Origin of the sequence: Jatrophihabitans sp. (assembly GCF_036000465.1) — a bacterium.
GTDB lineage: Bacteria > Actinomycetota > Actinomycetes > Mycobacteriales > Jatrophihabitantaceae > Jatrophihabitans.
Window position 1 is genome coordinate 1 of the sequence record NZ_DASYFV010000008.1, and the last position, 19,204, is coordinate 19,204.

Sequence of the window (19,204 nt, forward strand, 5' to 3'; positions counted from 1 at the left end):
CAGCGGCGTTCTTCGCGATCTCCCGGATGCTGGCCGTCATCTCCTCGGCCGCCGTCGCGACCGTCTGGATGCTCGCCGACACCTCCTCCGACGCCACCGACGCACTCGCCGAACGGTCCGACGTCTGCGTCGCCCCCCGGCTCATCTCGTCGCTCAGCCCGGTGAGCAGTTCGGTCGCGGCCGCGACCGAGTCGACGATCGCGGCCAGCGCGCTCGTGTTGTGGATGCGCTCGAGAACACCGGAGACCAGCCGCGCGACGTTACGCAGGGAGTCGAGGCGCTGCGCCGTCAGCACGACCGGCTCGGTCGCGAAGAACTCCATGGTGGCGACGACCTCGCCGTTGCGCAGCAGGGGGAAGGCGATACCGGCCGTGGCGAGCAGGTCGGCGGGCAGGTGGCCCGTGGTGCCGGGGACGAACTCGCCCCGCTCGCCCCAGGCCTGCAGATCGCGCGACTGCTGGGCCTGCGCCGACAGGCCGTGCGTGCCGGGCGCGATCGCCGGAGGGTGGAGGTGGTGGCGCAGGCGCGCGCCGTCGCTGCGCGATTCGAGGCGCAGGTGGAGGGTGGCGTCGTCGTCGGCGGCCCAGTGGGCGGCGTAGGCCCAGCCGAAGGCGTCGCGCACGGTGTCGAGCGCGGCGGCGGTCGCGGCCTCGACCGTGTCGATGCCGCGCAGGGCCGCGCGGACGCGGTCGGTGGCCGCGGCGTCGACGACCAGGGCGGCGCGGCTGCGGTCCTCGGCGATGCGTGCCGTCACGTCCTCCCAGGAGACGACCCGCCCCGAAGGGGTGCCCGCCTCGTCGTGGACGGTGCGTTCGGTGAGCCGCAGGGTGGCGGGGCCGACCGGCAGTTCCCGCGGCGACGGGGTGCCGTCGGGCGGGAAGAGGTTGTCCACCGAGCGGCCGACGAGCGTCCCGGTCGCGCCGATCAGCCCGAGCGATTCGAGGCCGGCCCGGGCCGCGGCGTTGAGGTAGCGGATCTGCCCGTCGGAGTCGGTGAGGAGCGCGCAGACCGCGAGATCCTCGAGCACCGCCTCGACCGGCAGGTGCGTTGCGCCCGGCTCGGCGAGCGGGCGGATCACCGGACGGTGCGGGGCGACCTGCACCCGGTGCCCGACTCCGTCGACGCCAGTGTCAATCACAGCAACCTCCGCACACGCGACGCGAGGCCGCCTGCGGCCGACGCGCTCGCCCCAGGACCGGCAATACGTTCGTCACCCCGTCAATCGACCCGATTGCGGGCAACTTGAACATCAGGCCGATTGCGCACGCGACAAAAGGTGTCGTATCCGGGGGCTACGGTGCCGTCATGAGTGACGCGACTGCTGCCTCGGCCGACACGAAACTCGACGGCGCCGTCCTGAAGGTGGCCGGCGTGGTCGTGCTCGGGGCGATCATGTCCATTCTCGACATCACCGTCGTCAGCGTCGCGCTGCCGACGTTCCAGACCGTGTTCCACACCAGCTACGCGAACGTCGCGTGGACGATGACGGGCTACACGCTGGCCCTGGCCACGGTGATCCCGCTCAGCGGCTGGGCGGCCGACCGGTACGGCACCCGGCGCATGTACATGACCGCGCTCGTGCTCTTCGTGCTCGGCTCGGCGCTGTGCAGCACGGCCTGGAACATCGGCTCGCTGATCACGTTCCGGGTGCTGCAGGGCCTCGGCGGCGGCATGCTCATGCCGGTCGGCATGGCGATCATGACCCGCGCGGCCGGCCCCGAGCGCATCGGCCGGGTGATGGCCGTGCTCGGCGTCCCGATGCTGCTCGGCCCCATCGGCGGTCCGATCCTCGGTGGCTGGCTCATCGAGGCGGCGAGCTGGCACTGGATCTTCCTGATCAACGTGCCCATCGGCGCGGCCGCGCTGGTCTACGCCTACCTGGTACTGCCGAAGGACACCCCGAAGCCGTCGGAGTCGTTCGACTTCCTGGGCATGCTGCTGCTCTCGCCCGGGCTCGCGCTGTTCCTCTTCGGCGTCTCGTCCATCCCGGGCGAGGGCACGGTCGCGGCCGGGCGGGTGCTCGTCCCCGGAGCGATCGGTCTGGTGCTGGTGGTGCTCTTCGTGCGCCACGCGTTCCGGCCCGAGCACCCGTTGATCGACCTGCGGCTGTTCAAGAACCGGCAGCTGACGGTCTCGACGATCGCCATGTTCCTGTTCGCGGTCGCGTTCTTCGGCGCCGGCCTGCTGATCCCGAGCTACTTCCTGCAGGTCCGGGGCCAGTCGACTCTGCACGCCGGCCTGCTCGTCGCCCCGCAGGGCATCGGCGCGATGATCACGATGCCGCTGGCCGGCCTGCTGGCCGACCGGATCGCGATCAGCAAGATCGTGGTGCCGGGCCTCGTGCTGATCACGGCGGGTATGGCGGTGCTGACCCAGGTGGGCCCGCACACCGCGTATCTGCTGATCCTCGCCGTGCTGTTCGTGATGGGCCTCGGCATGGGCGCCACGATGATGCCGCTGTTCACCGCCTCGCTGCAGACGCTCAGCGGGCCGACCATCGCGCGCGGGTCGACGCTCATGAACATCATGCAGCAGATCGCCAGCTCGATCGGTGCCGCGCTGATGTCGGTGATCCTCACCAACCAGGTGCGCGACTCGCCGTTCGCCGGCGCGGCCGTGGCCTCGCGCAACGACCCGTCCATCGCGGCCAAGCTGACGCCGGGCCAGCTGGCCCAGGGTTTCAGCGACGCTGCGCACGGCTTCGCGACCACCTTCACCGTCGCCCTCGTGCTGATCATCCTGACGATCGTCCCGGCTCTGCTGTTGCCGCGGCGCAAGGCCGACGACCCCGAGCACGCCGAGGCCGACGTCGTCCTGCCGGCCGCCATGCACTGACCCGCGAATCGGAGCGGGGGTAGCGGCGTCGGTGCGTGGCCGCCCTGCGGGTCAGCGGCCCGGACGTTCACCCGCTGCCCGGCCACGCACGTGGCGATCAGTGAGCGACCGGCCGCGTGACGGATCGTGCCGATGACGCGACCGGCCACGCTCAGGTGGCAGCAGGACGCCAGGGCTGCACGAAGTCGTTGCCCGGCCGGCCCTCGAGCGCCATCAGCAGCGACGCGGCATCGGCGCCGTCGAGCTGCTCGCGGATGATGTCGGCGTGCCCGGCGTGGCGGGCCAGCTCCTCGACGTGGTGGACGAGGGCGAACCGCTCGACCGACTCGGTCGGGGTGAAGACGCCGTCCCACGGCGCCGGCGGTTCGAGCAGCGGCGCCCCGGGATCGGTGGCTCGCACGTTGGCCAGGTAGGCCGCCCGGGCGGCGTCGAAGGCGTCGAGCGCGCCGGCGAGGGTCTCGCCGTCGGCCAGGGCGAAGCTGCCCATGAACAGCGCGAACCCGGCTTCGTCGGGCATGGCGCCGGGGTCGGCCCGGCGCCGCTCGCGGCCCCGCAGCACGTAGGTGGCGTGCTTGATCAGGCCGCCGATCGACAGCGCGCTGCGGCACGGGGTGGCGCGGGCCTGCTCCTCGGTGAGTCCGAACGCCGACGCGCGCAGTGCGGCCAGTTGCTGGTCGAGGTAGCCGAGCAGGACCTCGCCCTCGGTGTACGTGCCCGGTGTGAACATGACGCCTCCATCGGTGATCGTCGGTGACGCCAGTCAACCGGTCGATCAGGAACGGAGCCTTCCGCTTTCGCGGCCGGCGCGGAAGTAGTGCCCCGCGTCGAGATCGGCGAGCAGGCCGGCGCGCGTGGGTGTCCAGCCGGTGAGCCGCCGGGTGATCGTGTTCGACGCCGGGACGTCGGCGCCGAGGAAGGCGGCGAGCCAGTCGAAGTGTCCCGGCGCGTCCTCGGGGGCGATCGACACGACCGGCAGGTCGAGGTGGCGCCCGATGACCTCGGCGACGCCGCGGATCGGCACGCCCTCGTCGGCAACGGCATGCAGCACCGACCCGGCCGGCGCCTGCTCGAGTCCCAGGCGGACGAGGGCCGCCGCGTCGTCGCGGTGCACGGCCGGCCAGCGGTTGGCGCCGTCGCCGATGTAGCCGGACACGCCCGTGGTCCGCGCGATGTCGACGATGCGGGCCAGGAAGCCGTGGTCGCCGGGGCCGTGCACGGTGGGTGCGAAGCGGACGACGACGGTCCGCACGCCGCGCTCGGCGAGGGCGACGGCGGCGGCGGCGTTAGCGACGCGCGGGTGCACGCCGTCGGTCGGGCGATCGTCCTCGGTGCCGGGACGGCCGACGGCCAGGCCCAGCGTCCCGGACGCGATCAGCAGCGGCCGCTCGCTGCCCGCGAGCGCCGTCCCGAACGTGTCGATGGCCCGCCGGTCGGTGCGGGCGGCGCCGGCCATGTCGCTGAAGTCGTGGTTGTAGGCCAGGTGGATGACGCCGTCGGTCGCGAGGGCGCCGGCGTGCAGGCTGTGCGGGTCGTCGATCGAGCCGCGGTGCACATCGGCGCCGGCCCGTTCGAGGGCGGCGGCTGAATTGTCCGAGCGGGCCAGGCCGAGCACCCGGTGACCCGCGGCGAGGAGTTCGGGCACGACACCCGAACCGATCCAGCCGCTCGCTCCGGTGACGAAGACACGCATGGAGAACCTCCGGAAGCTTGATGTCAGTTACTGACATCAAATGTAGCACTCGGTGTCAGCCACTGTCATCACTAGGATCGGGGCTGTGGGTCGCTGGGAACCGAACGCGCAGGGCCGTCTCGCGCAGGCCGCGCTCGAGCTCTACGTCGAGCGCGGGTTCGACCGCACCACGGTGGCCGAGATCGCGGCCCGGGCCGGTCTCACCGAGCGCACCTTCTTCCGCTACTTCACCGACAAGCGCGAGGTGCTCTTCGGTGGCTCGGGCGAGCTGGAGGCGGTGCTCGTCGACACCGTGGCCGCCGCGCCCGCATCGGGCTCCCCGATCCGGATGGTCGCCGACGCGCTGGCCGCCGCCGGCGCCCGCATCGGGCAGCGTCGGGAGTTCTCCCAGCAACGCCAGCGGGCGATCTCGGCCAACGTCGACCTGCAGGAGCGAGAGCTGATCAAGCTGGCCGCGATGGCCACCTCGCTCGCCGACGCCCTGCGCCGTCGGGGGATCGACGATCCGGTCGCCGGTCTGGCAGCCGAGACCGGCGTCGCCGCTTTCAAGATCGCGTTCGAGCGATGGATCACCGCGGCCGAGGACGAGGGGCTCGAGCGCGTGATCCGCGAGACGTTCGACCAGCTCGCGGCGGTGACCGCGCCGACAGCGAGACGGAGGAGCCGATGAGCGACGTGGACACAGGTGTGCTGCTCCCGGAGGATGACGCGGGACGGCGCAGCAGTTCGGCGTTCGGCCGTGCCGTGGTGGCCGATGGCCTGCGAGCGGTCGACGCGGCGGGCGCGCTCGGCGCCGAGCGTGAAGGCAACTGGCGCACCGGCTACCCGGTGCACTTCCGCCGGCTGCTCGAGGCCGGGCTCGTGTCGCGGACGGCCGCGGTGCAGATCGCGACCGACGGCCTGGCCGCCGTCCGCGACCGGATGCGGTTCGGTGCGGAGGACGGGGAGGAGATCCCGCTCGACTCGGTCGCCTTCGACGCGGCCCGCGACCCGCTCGCCACGGCGACGATCCCGGGTGGCGGCGAGGCCGAGCGCGAGTTCAGCCTGCCGCTCGGCGGCGAGCGCCTCAGCGGTGACGCGCTGGGCCGCCGCCTCGACGAGTGGGTGACCGCCGGCGTCGTCGAGCCGTCGACCGCCGACACCGTGCGCACCGTGATGGCCCACCCCGAGTGGCTGCGGCTCGACGGCCACACCGTCGTCGTGCTCGGCGCCGGCGCCGAGATGGGACCGCTGCCGGCCCTGCTGCGCTGGGGCGCTCGGGTGGCGGCGATCGACCTGCCCGGCCCGGCGCTGTGGCGCCGGGTGGTGACAGCCGGGCGCGACCGCGCCGGCACGCTGCTGCTACCGGTCCCGCCGGACCACGACGGCGACCCGGCCGACGCGGCCGGGCTCGACCTGCTGAGCGATCTCGCCACCGCCGCCGAGTGGATCCGCGGTCTCGACGGCCGGGTGGTGCTGGGCAACTACGTCTACGCCGACGGGGTCACCAACCTGCGACTCGCGGCGGCCGTCGACGCGCTCGCCGACCACCTCGGGGGCGTGATCGACGACCTCGCGCTCGCGTTCCTGGCCACGCCCACCGACGTCTTCGCCGTGCCGGGCGAGGCGGTCGAGCAGTCGCACGCCGCGTACGAGCACCGCTCCCGCCTCGGCAAGGTGGTCGGGCGGCCGCTGCGCGCGGTGTCCGGCGGACGGTTGCTGCGCCGCCAGTACGTGACCGGCGCGTACCCGGGCGTGCACGACGCGCTCGTCGCGCAGCAGGGGCCGAACTACGCGCTGGCCAAGCGCCTGCACCGCTGGCGCGCGACCGTGGCGCGCGACGCCGGCGCGACCGTCTCGATGAACGTCGCCCCGCCCACGCGCACCCGCTCGGTCGTCAAGAACCGCGCGCTGGCCGCGGCTTACGCCCAGGCACACCGCTTCTCGATCGAGGTCTTCGAACCGGCGACGGCGAACACCCTGATGGCCGCGTTGCTCGTCGCCGACCTGCACACCGGCGGTGGCCCGGCCCACGAGCACCCCTGGCAGGACGAGGCGCACGACGCCGTCCACGGTGGCCTGTGGCGCGGGCCGTACCAACCGCGCAGCGCGCTCGGCATCGCCGCCGTCCTGGGCTACGGCGCCGCCCGCACCTGACGACCTCGCGACGCGCCGGAGACGCACTAAGGTGCTCTCGTGCGACCACCGGCCGGCCCGCTGCGCGGCCCACGATGAACCGCACGCTGCTGCTCGCGCCGACCGGGCGGGGCGTGGGCCTGACGGCGTCCTGCCTCGGGCTGGTGCACGCCCTGCAGCAGCGCGGGGTCGACGTCGGCTTCCTCAAACCGCTGGCCCAGCCGGCCGAGGCGGTCGGCCGGGCGGACACGACGAGCGCGCTCGCCCGCCTCGCCTGCGGCTTGGACTCGCCCGACCCCATCGCGGCGGATCGCGTCGAGCAGCTGCTCAGCCGAGACGCCCTCGACGCGCTGCTCGAACTCGTCGTCGCGGCGGCCCAGCCGCTGATCGAGCGGCACGACGTGCTCGTCGTCGAGGGACTCAAACCGGCGCCCGGGCTCGTCTACGCGAGCCGGGTCAACGCCGCGGTCGCCAAGGCGCTCGACGCCGACGTCGTGCTCGTGGGAGCGGCCGCCGGCCACGATTTCGAGCGGCTGGCCGAGAACGTGGCGATCGCCGCCCAGGCCTACGCCTCGGCCGGCCGGGCGCGGGTTATCGGGGCCGTGGCCAACCGGCTGCCCGAGGACGCGGCCGGGGAGGTCGGCGCCGCTCTCGCCCGGCACCGGATCGCGCTCGCCGCCGCCGTGCCCTTCCAGGCCGAACTCACCTGGCCGCGGGTCCGCGACATCATCGCCGGTCTCGACACCACCGAGGTGAACGCCGGTGACCCGGACCGCCGGGTCAAGGAGGTGCTCGTGGCGGCGCAGGCCGTGCCCGGACTGCTGCCACTGCTGCGCGAGGGGCGGCTGCTCATCGTGCCGGGCGACCGGCACGAGGTCATCCTCAGCGCCTGCCTGGCCGCCATGAACGGCATCCAACTGGCCGGGCTCGTGCTCACCCTCGACGTCCAGCCCGACCCGCGCGTGTGGGAGCTGTGCCGGCCCGCGGCCGCGACCGGCCTGCCGGTGCTGCTGACCGCCAGCAGCACCTACGAGGCGGCGACGATCGTGCACGACGTCGACCCGTCCGTCCCGCCCGAGGACGCCGAGCGCGCGCAACGGCTGATGACGTCCGTCGCCGGCCGCTTCGACCCCGAATGGCTGACCGCGGTGGCCGTGCCGGCGCACGCCAGCCGGTTGAGCCCGCCGGCCTTCCGGCGGCTGCTCACCCAGCGCGCGGCGCTCGCCGACCGCCGCATCGTCCTGCCCGAGGGGCTGGAGCCGCGCACGATCCGGGCCGCCGTCTCGTGTCACGAACTGGGGTTGGCCCGCTGCGTGCTGCTGGCCGATCCGGTCCAGCTCGCCGCCCGGGCCGAGGGGCTCGGGATCACGCTGCCGGACGGGCTCGAGGCGCTCGACCCGGCCGTCATCGCCGAGGACTACGTCGACGAGCTCGTGGCCGCCCGCCGGCACAAGGGCATGACCCCCGACCGGGCGCGTGACGAACTCGCCGACGCGATCACGCTCGGCGCGATGATGCTGCGTCTGGGCCGGGTCGACGGGATGGTCGCCGGCGCGGTGCACACCACGGCGGCCACGCTGCGTCCCGCCCTGCAACTCATCGGTCCGGCACCGGGCGCGCAGCTCGTCTCGTCGATCTTCTTCATGTGCCTGCCGGACGAGGTCGTGGTGTACGGCGACTGCGCGGTCAATCCCGATCCGGACGCGCAGCAGCTCGCCGACATCGCCGTGCAGAGCGCGGCCTCGGCCCGGCGCTTCGGCATCGAACCGCGCGTGGCGATGATCAGCTTCAGCACCGGTAGCTCCGGCGCGGGCGCCGACGTGGACAAGGTCCGCGAGGCCACCCGGCTGGTGCGCGAGCGCGAACCGGGCCTGCTGGTCGACGGCCCGCTCCAGTACGACGCCGCCGCGATCGCCTCGGTGGCCCGCGACAAGGCGCCCGGCAGCGCGGTCGCCGGCCGCGCCACCGTGTTCGTCTTCCCCGACCTCAACACCGGCAACACGACGTACAAGGCGGTGCAGCGCAGCGCCAACATCGTCAGTATCGGGCCGATGCTGCAGGGCCTCGCCAAGCCGGTGAACGATCTGTCCCGAGGGGCCCTGGTCGACGACATCGTCTACACGATCGCGATCACGGCGATCCAGGCCGCCGGCGTCGGTGCGGCGGTTTAGTCTCGCAAAGGTGTCACTGTCGTCATATCGGTCACGGGTCGCGCTGGGAGCGTCCCTGCTGTTGGCGGCGACGGTGCTCGCGCTCGTGGCGGTGCACGTCTCGCCGCGGCCCTACACGCCGCTGCCGACGGCGGCCCCGACCCCGGGGCACGTGGTCCCGACGACGACGGCCCGGTCGGGCGCCGTGCCGTCGAGTGCCTCGCCGACGAGCAAGGGGCTGCCCAAGGTCGCCGGTTTCACCTGGCTCGACATCCTCGTCGTGGTCGTGGTCGGTTTCGTCGTGCTGGTGTCGCTCGTCGGGATGCTGATCGCGCTGCTGAACACCCTCGCCCGTGTTCGCGGCGTGCGGCTCGGCCGGCCTCGCCGCGGGCGGCCCGCCGGCTCGGGCCCGCCGCCGGCCGAGCGGGACGACCCGGACGAGATCGCCCGCGTGCTCGACGCCGGGCTGACCGAGCTCGACGGCGGCGAGCCGGACGACGCGATCATCGCCTGCTGGCTGCGCCTGGCCGAGGCGGCCCGCGCGGCCGGCGTGCCGGGGCGGCGGTCGGACACCGCCGAGGACTTCGTCGCGCGGGTGACCGGCGCGGGGCTCGTGCGCGCCGAGCCGCTCGAGCGGCTCGCCGCGCTCTACCGCGAGGCCCGCTTCTCCGAGCACTCGATGACCGAGGCCGACCGCGCCGCCGCGCGGGCCGCGCTCGAGACCGCGCGGGCCGCGCTCGAGACCGCGCGGGCCGAACTGCGGGCCGGTGCCCATGCCTGACGGGCCGGCCTCGGTGCGCTCCCGGCTCCAGCTCTTCGCCGTGCTGGGCGTGGCCGGCGGCGGCCTCACCTGGCTGGTGCTCGCCCTGTTCGACCGGTCCGTGCGACCGTGGCTGGTCATCGCGCTGGTGACCTGCGCGGCACTGCTCACGCTCGTCGCCGTGCTCGCCTTCGAGCGGCAGCCGGTGCAGGTCGTCGCGTCGCGCCGGGACTCCGACGACGGCGCCGATCCGGGCTCGACGCGCTACACCGCCGAGCTCGACATACTGGAGCGCCGCATCGATGCCGCGATGTCCGACCCCGAGCGCTTCGCCCGGGTGCTCACCCCGCTGCTCGCCGACCTCGCCGCGCAGCGGCTGCGCTCACGCCGCAATCTCGACCTCCGATCCGAACCCGCCCGCCAACTCCTGGGAGAAGACCTATGGCGAATGACGATCTCTTCCGCCCCCCTGCCGACCGGGCCGACGCGGCCCCAGCTGACGGAGTGGATCGGTCGGATCGAGGCGATCTGATGTCGGTCGGCGCGGCGTCCGAGCTGGGTCGCGCCGTGCTCGCCCAGGTCGAGCGGGTCGTGGTCGGCAAGTACGAGGCCCTCGAACTCGTGCTCGCCGCCGTGCTGGCCGGCGGCCACGTCCTCGTCGAGGACAACCCCGGACTCGCCAAGACCCTCGCGGCGCGATCGTTCGCGCAGGCGCTGGGGCTGCCGTTCCGCCGGGTGCAGTTCACCCCCGACCTGCTGCCGGCCGACATCACCGGCTCGTTCGTGTACGACCAGCGCAACGCCGAGTTCGAGTTCCGCTCCGGGCCCCTGTTCGCCGGGATGCTGCTCGCCGACGAGATCAACCGGACGCCGCCCAAGACCCAGGCCGCCCTGCTCGAGGCGATGCAGGAGGGGCAGGTCACCGTCGAGGGCACGACCTTCCCGCTGCCCGTGCCGTTCCACGTGATCGCGACGTCCAACCCGATCGAGTACGAAGGCACCTACAGCCTGCCCGAGGCCCAGCTCGACCGCTTCCTGCTGCGGGTGGCGTTCGGTTACCCGAGTGCCGAGCAGGAGGCGCGCGTATTGGTCAACCGGCTTGACCGACACGCCGAAGCCGCACCGGTGGACCAGGTCACCGACTCCGCCGGTCTGGCCCGGGCGCAGCGCACCGTCGAGCACGTCGTCGTCGACCCGACGGTCGTGCAGTACTGCGTCGAGCTCACCCGGGCCACCCGGTCGCACCCGCAGCTGCTGGTCGGCGCCTCGCCGCGCGGGGCACTGGCCCTGATGCTCGTGGCCCGGGCTCTGGCCGTGATCCGCGGCCGCGACTACGTGGTGCCCGAGGACGTGAAGACCATCGCGGTCGCGGCGCTCGCGCACCGGGTCGTGCTGCGGCCCGAGATGTGGATGTCGCAGGTGTCGGCCGACTCGGTCATCTCGGCCCTGCGCGACTCGGTCGCCACCCCCGGGCCGGTTCCGCAACGATGAGACCGGCGGAGCCCGCAGCGGGCTGGCGGCCGACGCTCGCCCTCACCACGACGATCGCCAGCGCGGCGGGCCTGCTCTTCCTCGCGATCGCGCTGCACCGCCGCGACCTGTTCGCCCTCGCCGCCCCGCTGCTCGCGGCGGTCGTCGTCAACGCCGCGTTCCGTCCGGCCGGTCGGGTCGACGCTCACCTCGACGTCGACCCGACCACGCTGCTCGAGGACCAGGCCGGCGCCCTGACCGTGACCCTCGACAGCGACGCGCCGCTCGACGTCGTGACCTCCAGCGTCCGCACCGGCCCGCACCTGCAGGCCGGGGCGCCGCCGGTGCGATGCGGAGCCGGGCGCGAGGTGGCGGTGCGGCATCGGCTGCGGGCCCGGCGGTGGGGGCGCAGCGAGGCCGGCCCGGTCACGCTCACGCTATCGGCCTGGCAGGGCTTCCTGCGGCGGGAGATCGTGACGGCGCCGGTGCGGGTGCGCGTGCTGCCGCTGCGCGAGCAGTTCACCGCGGTCGACGCCGTGCCCGTGGCGACCGGCGTGATCGGGACGCATCGCTCGCGCCGCCCGGGGGAGGGGGGTGATCTCGCCGGCGTGCGGCCGTTCGCCCCGGGTGACCGGCTCAAGCGGATCAACTGGCCGGTGTCGCTGCGCTCGCAGCAGCTGCACGTCACGGCCACCGTGTCCGACCGCGACACCGCGGTCATGCTGGTCATCGACACCTCGATGGACGTCCGGGCGGCGACGTCGGACGACGGCGCGCGCGGCAGCCTCGACACCGCCGTGCGGGCCGCGGCCTCGATCGCCGAGCACTACCTGCGGGCGGGCGATCGGGTCGGGCTGGTCGACCACGCCCGGCCGCTGCGCCCGATCCGCCCGTCGGCGGGCAAGGCCCACCTCAACCGGATCCTCGACGTGCTCGTGCACGTCACGCCGCAACCGATGCTCGACGCCGCCCACGGGCGGCTGGCGCGGGCGATCCCGATGCCCTCGATGGTCGTGCTGCTCAGCCCGCTGATCGGCGCGGCCACCCGCGACCGCGCCGTCGCGATCGCCCGGGCCGGGCACACGGTGTTGATCGTCGACACGCTGCCCGAGCACATCGACGACGCCCGGTCGGCCACCTGGACCGATCTCGCCCGACGCCTGCAGCAGTTGCAGCGTGAGGGCGACATCGCCCGCCTCACCGAGCGCGGCATCCCGGTCGTCGCATGGCGCGGCCCGCGCAGCCTGGACGACGTACTGCGCAACCTGAGCCGGGCGCGTCGGGCGCCTCGGGTGCGGGCGTGAAGCGCGCGCTGCCCGCGGCGCTGCCCGGGCCGGTGCTCATCCGCGGCGTCCTGCTCGTGGCCGGCGTCGCGCTGATGCTCACGCCGGTGCGGCCCAACGTGCTCACCCTGGTGCTGGCCGCGGCCGGACTCGTCGGGGTGCTGGTGCGTCCCGACCGGACCGGCGCCGGCCCGGTGACGCTCGCGTTCGTCATCACCTGGATCGTGGCCGACGACTGGCACGCCGACCCGTCGCTCGTCCGGGTCGCGATCGCCGCCGCGGCGCTCTACCTCCTCCACGCCGGCGCGGCCCTGGCCGCCGTGGTCCCGCTCGGGGCGCGGCTCGACCGGGCCGTGGGCATCCGGTTCGTGCGGCGCTCGGCGCTCGTCCTGGGTGCGGCCGCGGCGCTCATCGCGGCCGACTACGCGATCGGCAGCCGTCGCGGCTCACCGGTGATCGAACTGCTCGGCCTGCTGGCCGCCCTGGCGCTCGTCGCGGTGCCGCTCGGCCGCGCGTTGCGATGATCGACCGGGTGGTGCATCGGCACTAGGTGGAGTCCGCCCGATGGGCCGCGCCCCCCGCCGTCGTTAACGGGACGCTTGACCGGGCAATCATTCGCGGCGGGGGAGCAGATGGCGATGAGGGTCGTGGCCGCCGACGACGACGACGGCGTGCGGGCCGCGTTGTGCGCGTTGCTCGACGACGACGATCGCTTCGAGGTGGTCGGTCAGGCCGTCGACGGCATCGAGGTGCTCGAGCTCGTCGATCGGCTGGCGCCCGACATCGTCCTGCTCGACGTGCGCATGGCCGGCGGCGGTGTCGAGGCCGCCGAGGCGATCCGGGCCCGGGGGCGCAACATCACGATGATCGCGGTGTCCTCCGCCCTCACCAGCGCCGTCGTCGCCGCGCTGCTCGCCGCCGGCGTGCGCGGCATGTTCACCAAGGAACGGCTCGGTCTCGGCTGGGCCGGCCTGGTGGCCCGCTGCCACAGCGGCGAGGTCATCCTCGCCGTCCCGACCGCGGCCGAGGGCCTGCGGCTGTTCGCCCAGCGGCAGCGCTGACCCCCCGGCCTCAGGCCGGGATGAAGAACCGCACCTGGGTGCCGGACGGCTCGCTCCGCTCGAAGCGGAACCAGCCGCCGGCGATCTCGCAGCGGTCCCGCATGCCGGCCAGGCCGTGGTGGCCGGGCGGCGAGGTCACCGTCTCGGGGTCGATGCCGACCCCGTCGTCGGCGACGACGAACTCGACGCCGCCGTCGACGATGCGCACGACCACCTGAGCGATGCCGGCGTGCGCATGGGCCCGGACGTTGCGCAGCGCCTCCTTCACCACGCGCAGGGCCTGGCCCCGCTCGGACGGCTTCAGCTCGGCCTCGCGATCCCCGAGCACCGACACGCTCGTCGTGGTGTCGCCGAGGATGTGCTCGGCGGCCTCGTGGACGGCCTCGATCAGGCTGTAGTCGGAGTCGGCCGTCTCGAGATCGAAGAGGAGTTCTCGGAGCTGCGAGGTCGCGGTCTCGACGGCCTCGTTGGCGTCGGTGAGCAACGGCAGCAGGTGCGGGGCGTCCTTCGCGAGCCGGCCCTCGAGGCGGGTGAGCCGCAGGGCCACCGCGGCGCAGGCCTGCACCGACTCGTCGTGCACGTCGGCGGCGATGCGGGCCCGCTCGGCCTCCTGCGCGGTGACCAACCGGTCGAGCAGTTCCTGGCGCTGCCCGGCCACGCGGCGCAGCTCGGCGTCGACCGCGAGCTGGCGGGAGATGTCGCGTTGCACGGTGGCGAGCGCGAAGGGTTCGTGGGTCTCGGGGTCGAGCATCAGGAAACTCGACACCGACACCGGGATCGACCCACCGGTGCGGCGGTCGAGCAGCGAGGTCTCGCCGGTCCATCGGCCGTGGGCGACCACCGCCGGTACTTCGACCTCCTGCGACGCCCGGATGCCCTCCTCGGTGAGGTAGTCGGCGATCACCGTGTCGCGGACGTCGACCTCCGGCTCGAGGCCGACGATCTCGCGGCCGGCGGGGTTGACGTAGAGCACCTGACCGGACAGGTCGGCGATGGCGATGAAGTCCGAGGACGCCTCGACGAGGGCCTCGAAGCGCACCCGCATCGCGTGGGACTCGCGCAGCCGCTCCTGGGCCGCCTCGTTGCGTCCGGCGAGGGCGCGCAGCTCGGTTACGTCCTGGAAGTAGATCGTCAGGCCCTCGGGCGACGGGAAGATCCGGACGCTGAACCACAGGCCGGTCTCCTCGAAGTACTCGACGAACTCGACGACCTCCTGGGTCTCGAAGGCCCGCTGCCCGCGCTCGTGGAACGTCGAGCCGATCTGGGCCGGGAACTCGTCCCAGACGTTGCGGCCGACGACCTCGGCCGGCGTCCTGCCGATGCGCTCCGCGGCGGCGGTGTTGATGAACAGGAAACGCCAGTGCGGGTCGAGCACGAAGACGCCGTCACTCACCCGGTCGAAGGCCGCCTCGAGGTCGACGATCCCCGGTCGAGCTGTCATGGGTTCCTCCGCCGGCAGTCGGAACCCCGACGCTACCCGGAGCGGCGCCGATCCCGCGCACAATGCGGTGCCGGCCGGGCACCTGCCGCCAGTGCTGGCCACGCCGGCCGGCACCGAAGGGGACTGACGCGACGGCCCCGCCGACCCGTCGGTCGGCGGGGCCACTACCGTGATCGCGTGATCGACACGCCGCCGTTGCGCCCGATGTCCGACCGCGCCGCGATCGCCGCGTTGGTGACGACGTTCTTCGCGGCGTTCACCTCGGCGCCCGACGCCCCGGAGCGGCTCGATGCCCTGCGCGAGCTGTTCGTTCCGGGCGCGGTGATCGTGCGCACCTGCGGGATGGAACCGGTCGTCTACGACATCGACGGGTTCATCGAGCCGCGGGCCGCGCTGCTGTCGAGCGGCACCCTGTCGGACTTCCGGGAATGGGAGCTGGACGGCCGTACCGACGTCTTCGGCGACATCGCCCAGCACCTGTGCCGCTACGCGAAGTCGTGGGTGCAGGACGGCGCGGCGGTGACCGGTCGCGGCATGAAGACCCTGCAGTTCGTCCGGACGGCCGCCGGCTGGCGGATCAGCGCCGCGGCGTGGGACGACGAGCGCGAAGGGCTGTCGCTCCCGACCGCGTGATCGTCACCGCGGGCCGCCGACGAGGGTGCCCTGCAGGGCGTCCACGCCCAGTTCGGCCCCGCGGGTCGCGTCGGTCAGGTCCTGCACGCCCTCGGCGACCGTGTCGGCCCCGCGCGCCCGGGCCAGGGTGACGATCGAACGCACCAGTTCGGTCTTGGCCGCGTCGGCGTGCACCCCGACGACGAGCGACCGGTCGATCTTGATGATGTCCGGGTCGGTCGCGACGATGCGGCGGAACGACGCGTAGCCCGATCCGGCGTCGTCGACGGCGAGGCGGATCCCGTGCGCACGGAACGCCTCCCGGGCTCGCCGCACCGCCTCGTAGTCCTCGACCGGGCTGTGCTCGGTCAGCTCGACGACGACCCTGCTGGCCGGCACCGGGCCGGCGAGCAGCAGCGGCAGCAGCTCACCGCGCGCCATGGTCTCGGGCGAGACGTCGAGGGCGACGTAGCCGTCGTCGCCGGCCCGGAAGCGGCGCAGCGCGGCTGCCACCGCGCGCAGTTCGAGCTCGGCTGCGAGATCGGCCGTGCGGGCGTCGGCGAACCACTCGGCCGGTCCGTGCCCGATCGGTCCGGGGAAGCGGGTGACGGCCGCGTGGCCGAGCACCGCGCCGGTGCGGGCGTCGACGATCGGGTGGAAGGCGACTTCGATCGCGACGTCCCGGCCGAGCAGGTGCAGCAGCTCGCGGCGCCGACGACGCGGGCGGGCCTTGCGCATGACTGCTCTCCACCTGCTTCTCTGCCCCGGGTGCCCGACCGCCGAACGGTTCCCAGCCTGCCGGGGCCGGCCCGCCGGATGAAGCCCCCCGTGGCCCAATCACCGCTGGGGCATCGGCACTACGGCGCATCGGACGCCCGGACCACCGGCAGGTGCGACGGTAGGGTCAGGCCGGTGGGAGAGGGAGCGATGAGTCCGCCCGAGGGCGGGGACGACGCCCTGCTCACCGGTGCGGTCCGATCCCTGCTGGACGCCTCCCCGAACGGCGTCCTCGCGGTGAACACGCTGGGCGACATCCGCTACGTCAATGCCCGGTTGGCGAGGATCTTCGGCTACCGGCCCGACGACCTGGTCGGGCAGTCGCTCGACATCCTGCTCGAGGAATCCGTCGTGCCCCGGCACCGGGTGCTGCGCGCGGAGTACCTGCACGATCCGCGGCCGCGCCCGATGGGGGTCCTGAACGCCACGGGCCGGCGGTCCGACGGCAGCATCGTGCCGCTCGACATCAGCCTCACGCCGGTCGAGATCGGCGCGCAGCGGTGGGTCGTGGCGGCGGTCATCGACATCTCGGCCCGGCAGGCCGCGGCTGCCCGCGTGGCCGCGCTCACCCGCATCCACCGGACCATCGCCGAGACCAACCACGCCATCGTGCACTCGGCCGACGCCGACGAGCTGTTCAGCGAGCTGTGCCGGATCATCGTGGAGTCCGGCGGCCTGCTCGGCGCCTGGATCGGCCGCGCCGACGCCGAGGGTCGGGTCGTCGTCGACGCCTGCGCCGGGGCGGTGCCCGAGTACATCGCCGCGCTCGACATCCGCCTCGACCCGGCGTCCCCGCTCGGGCAGGGGCCGACCGCGGTGGCATTGCGCGAGAACCGCTCCTGCTACTGCAACGACTTCCAGCAGGACCCGCGGACCGCACCCTGGCACGCGGCGGCCGAGCGTTACGGCATCAACGCGGCGGCCACGGTGCCGTTGTGTGTCGACGGCCGGCCGAGCGCCGTGCTCACGCTGTACTCGGCGATCCCGGACCTCTTCGACGACGAGCTGCGCGCGTTGTTCGACGGCACCGGCCGCGACGTCTCCTACGCCCTCGACGGCTTCCGCGCCGTCGCGGAACTCGAGACCGCGACCCGCGAACGCAACGCGCTGCTCAAGCGCGTGGTCGACAGCCAGGACGCCGAGCGGGCCAAGATCGCCGGCGACGTGCACGACGATTCCGTGCAGAGCCTGGCCGCCGTCGACCTGCGGCTCGGCCTGCTGCAGCGCCGCATCGCCGAGGCGGCACCGCAGCTGGTCGACGACGTGGTGGCGGTGAAGCGGGTGGTCACGGGCGCCAGCGAACGGCTGCGCGAGCTGCTGTTCGACCTCGAACCGGCCCCGGACGACCTCGATCTGGTCGACGCGCTGCGCAGCATGGCGGCGCACATCTTCGAGGGCGGCGCGACCTCGTGGACGGTCGACAGCGTCGGCGATCCGGACCTGCCGCAACCCGCGCGGGCCCAGGCGCTGAGGATCGCGAAGGAGGCGATGTCGAACGCGCGGGCCCACGCCCACGCCGCCGCCGTCACGATCGGCGTGCTGCGGGTGGGCGACGCAGTGGAGATCACGGTGGCCGACGACGGCAACGCGTCCGACCCGGGGACGTTCGTCTCGGCGCCCGGGCACCGCGGGCTGGCGACGATGCGCGACCGGGCCGGCATGACCGGCGGCCGGTTGGCTATCGAGGCCCGACCCGGCGGCGGCACGATCGTGCGCTGCCGGATCCCGGTGACCGGGGACTGCACGCCCGCCGCCGGTGGCTGAGCCGGATCAGCGGGGTCTGACCGCGCGCAGCGCGTCGGCCGCCACCGGCACGGCCAGCCGGACCTCGCCGGCGTGGCAGGCGGCGATCGTCTCGGGCAGGTCGGCGTCGAGCTGGCCCTTCACGAAGATGCCCCGCACCCCGGCCCGGACGAGCGTGCTCGCCGTGGTCGAGTCGATCCGGGCGGACACGACGATCAGCGTGGTGCGGGGCGAGATGGCGGCGATCTCGCGCGCGGCCTCCACGCCTCGACCCGGCATGTTGAGATCGAGCACGGCGATGTCGATCGGTCCGCAGCGGACCGCCTCGACCGCGGCCGGGGCGGACGCGACGTCGGCCACGACCTCGAACTGCTCGTCGGACCCGATCATCAGGACCAGAGCGGAGCGCACCTCGTCGTCGTCGTCCGCGATCAGGACGCGTAGCGGCACGGCATTCCCCTCCCGGTCACCGGAAATGATCGGCCGGTCGGGGCGGCGAGACCATGCGTCGCACACGCCAACGGTTGTTAGTGCGGTGGCACTACCCGGCGGCGTCTGCGTCTCGCCCGACCGTGATCGAGCATGATGGATCCCTATGAGCGATGCCGCGCCGCCGCCCGCCGACCCGATGTCGATCCGCGTGATGATCGTGGACGACCACGAGGTCTTCTCCGCCAGCCTCGCGATGGTGCTCGAGGCAGAGCCGGACCTGACGGTCGTCGGCATCGCCGCGACGGCGGCCGAGGCCGTCGCCAAGGCGGCGGCGATCCAGCCCGATGTCGTCCTTCTCGACCATCGCCTGCCCGACGGCGACGGCATCGCCCTGATCGCGCCGCTGCTCGCGCTGGACCCGGCACCGCAGGTCGTCATGCTCACCGCCTCGACCGCCGATCACGTGTTGATCTCGGCCATCGAGGCAGGCGCCGCCGGGTTCGTCGACAAGTCGCGCAGCCTGGGGGAGGTCCTGTCGTCGGTGCGGTCGGCGGCGGCGGGCGAGGCGTCGGTGAGCCCGGCGATGCTGGCCCGCCTGCTGCCCCGCTTGCGCCGCCGGGCGACCGACCCGGCGTGGACCCTGACCGAGCGCGAGCGCGAGGTGCTCACCCACCTGGCCAACGGCCTGTCCAACGCCGAGATCGCCCAGCAGATGTTCGTCAGCGTGCACACGGTGCGCAATCACGTGGCCAACCTGTCGGCGAAGCTCGGCGCGCACTCCAAGCTCGAGGTCCTCTCGATCGCCATCCGGGAGGGGTTGATCAACGGCTGAGGT

General features: G+C 73.6%; 18 protein-coding genes and 1 pseudogene. 13 read left to right on the forward strand and 6 right to left on the reverse strand.

The annotated features are described in order from the left end of the window. Positions 1–1,138 (reverse strand): annotated as a pseudogene (locus VGN18_RS02590) (hypothetical protein); the annotation flags it as partial. 167 nt (positions 1,139–1,305) lie between these two features. On the opposite strand from VGN18_RS02590, the gene VGN18_RS02595 reads away from it, so the two are divergent. Then, positions 1,306–2,835, forward strand: a complete 1,530-nt coding sequence (locus VGN18_RS02595) for a DHA2 family efflux MFS transporter permease subunit (RefSeq protein WP_327538071.1) — start codon at positions 1,306–1,308, stop codon at positions 2,833–2,835. A gap of 151 nt (positions 2,836–2,986) precedes the next feature. Here the strand turns inward: VGN18_RS02595 and VGN18_RS02600 are convergent, their stop codons facing one another. Beyond that, the gene (locus VGN18_RS02600) at positions 2,987–3,562 is read right to left on the reverse strand and encodes a DinB family protein (protein ID WP_327538072.1); all 576 of its coding nucleotides are present in this window, start codon (positions 3,560–3,562) and stop codon (positions 2,987–2,989) included. A gap of 45 nt (positions 3,563–3,607) precedes the next feature. Then, on the reverse strand, positions 3,608–4,525 hold the full coding sequence (locus VGN18_RS02605; RefSeq protein ID WP_327538073.1) for an SDR family oxidoreductase: 918 nt from the start codon (positions 4,523–4,525) through the stop codon (positions 3,608–3,610). 85 nt (positions 4,526–4,610) lie between these two features. Between VGN18_RS02605 and VGN18_RS02610 the strand changes: the two genes are divergently transcribed. The 9 genes from VGN18_RS02610 (at position 4,611) to VGN18_RS02650 (ending at position 13,364) form a co-directional block, all read left to right on the forward strand. Continuing rightward, positions 4,611–5,195, forward strand: coding sequence for a TetR family transcriptional regulator (locus VGN18_RS02610; protein WP_327538074.1), 585 nt, complete (start codon positions 4,611–4,613; stop codon positions 5,193–5,195). Beyond that, the gene (locus VGN18_RS02615) at positions 5,192–6,661 is read left to right on the forward strand and encodes a hypothetical protein (protein ID WP_327538075.1); all 1,470 of its coding nucleotides are present in this window, start codon (positions 5,192–5,194) and stop codon (positions 6,659–6,661) included. The genes VGN18_RS02610 and VGN18_RS02615 overlap by 4 nt, the downstream gene beginning before the upstream one ends. Before the next feature lie 74 nt (positions 6,662–6,735). Beyond that, complete coding sequence (pta, locus tag VGN18_RS02620) at positions 6,736–8,811, forward strand: phosphate acetyltransferase (protein WP_327538076.1); 2,076 nt, start codon at positions 6,736–6,738, stop codon at positions 8,809–8,811. A 10-nt stretch (positions 8,812–8,821) separates the two neighbouring features. Next, entirely contained in the window at positions 8,822–9,571 is a 750-nt protein-coding gene (locus VGN18_RS02625) for a DUF4129 domain-containing protein (protein WP_327538077.1), read from the forward strand. Then, complete coding sequence (locus tag VGN18_RS02630) at positions 9,564–10,082, forward strand: hypothetical protein (protein WP_327538078.1); 519 nt, start codon at positions 9,564–9,566, stop codon at positions 10,080–10,082. Before VGN18_RS02625 ends, VGN18_RS02630 begins: the two co-directional genes overlap by 8 nt. Then, a complete protein-coding gene (locus VGN18_RS02635) occupies positions 10,082–11,041 on the forward strand; it encodes a MoxR family ATPase (RefSeq protein ID WP_327538079.1) in 960 nt (319 codons plus the stop codon). Before VGN18_RS02630 ends, VGN18_RS02635 begins: the two co-directional genes overlap by 1 nt. Further along, positions 11,038–12,324 carry a DUF58 domain-containing protein gene (locus VGN18_RS02640; RefSeq protein WP_327538080.1) on the forward strand — a complete coding sequence of 429 codons (1,287 nt, stop codon included), beginning with the start codon at positions 11,038–11,040 and terminating at the stop codon, positions 12,322–12,324. The genes VGN18_RS02635 and VGN18_RS02640 overlap by 4 nt, the downstream gene beginning before the upstream one ends. Next, entirely contained in the window at positions 12,321–12,827 is a 507-nt protein-coding gene (locus tag VGN18_RS02645; protein ID WP_327538081.1) for a hypothetical protein, read from the forward strand. Before VGN18_RS02640 ends, VGN18_RS02645 begins: the two co-directional genes overlap by 4 nt. A 114-nt stretch (positions 12,828–12,941) precedes the next feature. Next, positions 12,942–13,364 carry a response regulator transcription factor gene (locus VGN18_RS02650; RefSeq protein ID WP_327538082.1) on the forward strand — a complete coding sequence of 141 codons (423 nt, stop codon included), beginning with the start codon at positions 12,942–12,944 and terminating at the stop codon, positions 13,362–13,364. 10 nt (positions 13,365–13,374) lie between these two features. Here the strand turns inward: VGN18_RS02650 and VGN18_RS02655 are convergent, their stop codons facing one another. Further along, positions 13,375–14,805: a PAS domain-containing sensor histidine kinase gene (locus tag VGN18_RS02655; RefSeq protein WP_327538083.1), complete on the reverse strand. Its 1,431-nt coding sequence runs from the start codon at positions 14,803–14,805 to the stop codon at positions 13,375–13,377. 177 nt (positions 14,806–14,982) lie between these two features. On the opposite strand from VGN18_RS02655, the gene VGN18_RS02660 reads away from it, so the two are divergent. Next, positions 14,983–15,438 carry a hypothetical protein gene (locus VGN18_RS02660; protein WP_327538084.1) on the forward strand — a complete coding sequence of 152 codons (456 nt, stop codon included), beginning with the start codon at positions 14,983–14,985 and terminating at the stop codon, positions 15,436–15,438. Between the two features lie 3 nt (positions 15,439–15,441). On the opposite strand, the gene VGN18_RS02665 is transcribed toward VGN18_RS02660, so the two are convergent. Then, a complete protein-coding gene (locus VGN18_RS02665) occupies positions 15,442–16,155 on the reverse strand; it encodes an EAL domain-containing protein (protein ID WP_327538085.1) in 714 nt (237 codons plus the stop codon). A gap of 189 nt (positions 16,156–16,344) precedes the next feature. Here VGN18_RS02665 and VGN18_RS02670 point away from each other — a divergent pair, with 189 nt between their 5' ends. Continuing rightward, positions 16,345–17,958: a GAF domain-containing protein gene (locus VGN18_RS02670; protein WP_327538086.1), complete on the forward strand. Its 1,614-nt coding sequence runs from the start codon at positions 16,345–16,347 to the stop codon at positions 17,956–17,958. A gap of 6 nt (positions 17,959–17,964) precedes the next feature. Here the strand turns inward: VGN18_RS02670 and VGN18_RS02675 are convergent, their stop codons facing one another. Further along, positions 17,965–18,387 carry a response regulator transcription factor gene (locus VGN18_RS02675; protein ID WP_327538087.1) on the reverse strand — a complete coding sequence of 141 codons (423 nt, stop codon included), beginning with the start codon at positions 18,385–18,387 and terminating at the stop codon, positions 17,965–17,967. Positions 18,388–18,532: 145 nt separating this feature from the next. Between VGN18_RS02675 and VGN18_RS02680 the strand changes: the two genes are divergently transcribed. Next, positions 18,533–19,201, forward strand: a complete 669-nt coding sequence (locus tag VGN18_RS02680; protein WP_327538088.1) for a response regulator transcription factor — start codon at positions 18,533–18,535, stop codon at positions 19,199–19,201. Positions 19,202–19,204: the final 3 nt, after the last annotated feature.

What these genes read in the sequence shown, in the direction of transcription:
- VGN18_RS02595 (WP_327538071.1), top strand. Translation starts at nt 1,306, where the DNA reads ATGAGTGACGCGACTGCTGCCTCGGCCGACACGAAACTCGACGGCGCC.
- pta (WP_327538076.1), top strand. Translation starts at nt 6,736, where the DNA reads ATGAACCGCACGCTGCTGCTCGCGCCGACCGGGCGGGGCGTGGGCCTG.
- VGN18_RS02670 (WP_327538086.1), top strand. Translation starts at nt 16,345, where the DNA reads ATGAGTCCGCCCGAGGGCGGGGACGACGCCCTGCTCACCGGTGCGGTC.
- VGN18_RS02665 (WP_327538085.1), bottom strand. Translation starts at nt 16,155, where the DNA reads ATGCGCAAGGCCCGCCCGCGTCGTCGGCGCCGCGAGCTGCTGCACCTG.
- VGN18_RS02630 (WP_327538078.1), top strand. Translation starts at nt 9,564, where the DNA reads ATGCCTGACGGGCCGGCCTCGGTGCGCTCCCGGCTCCAGCTCTTCGCC.
- VGN18_RS02635 (WP_327538079.1), top strand. Translation starts at nt 10,082, where the DNA reads ATGTCGGTCGGCGCGGCGTCCGAGCTGGGTCGCGCCGTGCTCGCCCAG.
- VGN18_RS02600 (WP_327538072.1), bottom strand. Translation starts at nt 3,562, where the DNA reads ATGTTCACACCGGGCACGTACACCGAGGGCGAGGTCCTGCTCGGCTAC.
- VGN18_RS02605 (WP_327538073.1), bottom strand. Translation starts at nt 4,525, where the DNA reads ATGCGTGTCTTCGTCACCGGAGCGAGCGGCTGGATCGGTTCGGGTGTC.
- VGN18_RS02680 (WP_327538088.1), top strand. Translation starts at nt 18,533, where the DNA reads ATGAGCGATGCCGCGCCGCCGCCCGCCGACCCGATGTCGATCCGCGTG.
- VGN18_RS02650 (WP_327538082.1), top strand. Translation starts at nt 12,942, where the DNA reads ATGAGGGTCGTGGCCGCCGACGACGACGACGGCGTGCGGGCCGCGTTG.
- VGN18_RS02640 (WP_327538080.1), top strand. Translation starts at nt 11,038, where the DNA reads ATGAGACCGGCGGAGCCCGCAGCGGGCTGGCGGCCGACGCTCGCCCTC.
- VGN18_RS02615 (WP_327538075.1), top strand. Translation starts at nt 5,192, where the DNA reads ATGAGCGACGTGGACACAGGTGTGCTGCTCCCGGAGGATGACGCGGGA.
- VGN18_RS02655 (WP_327538083.1), bottom strand. Translation starts at nt 14,805, where the DNA reads ATGACAGCTCGACCGGGGATCGTCGACCTCGAGGCGGCCTTCGACCGG.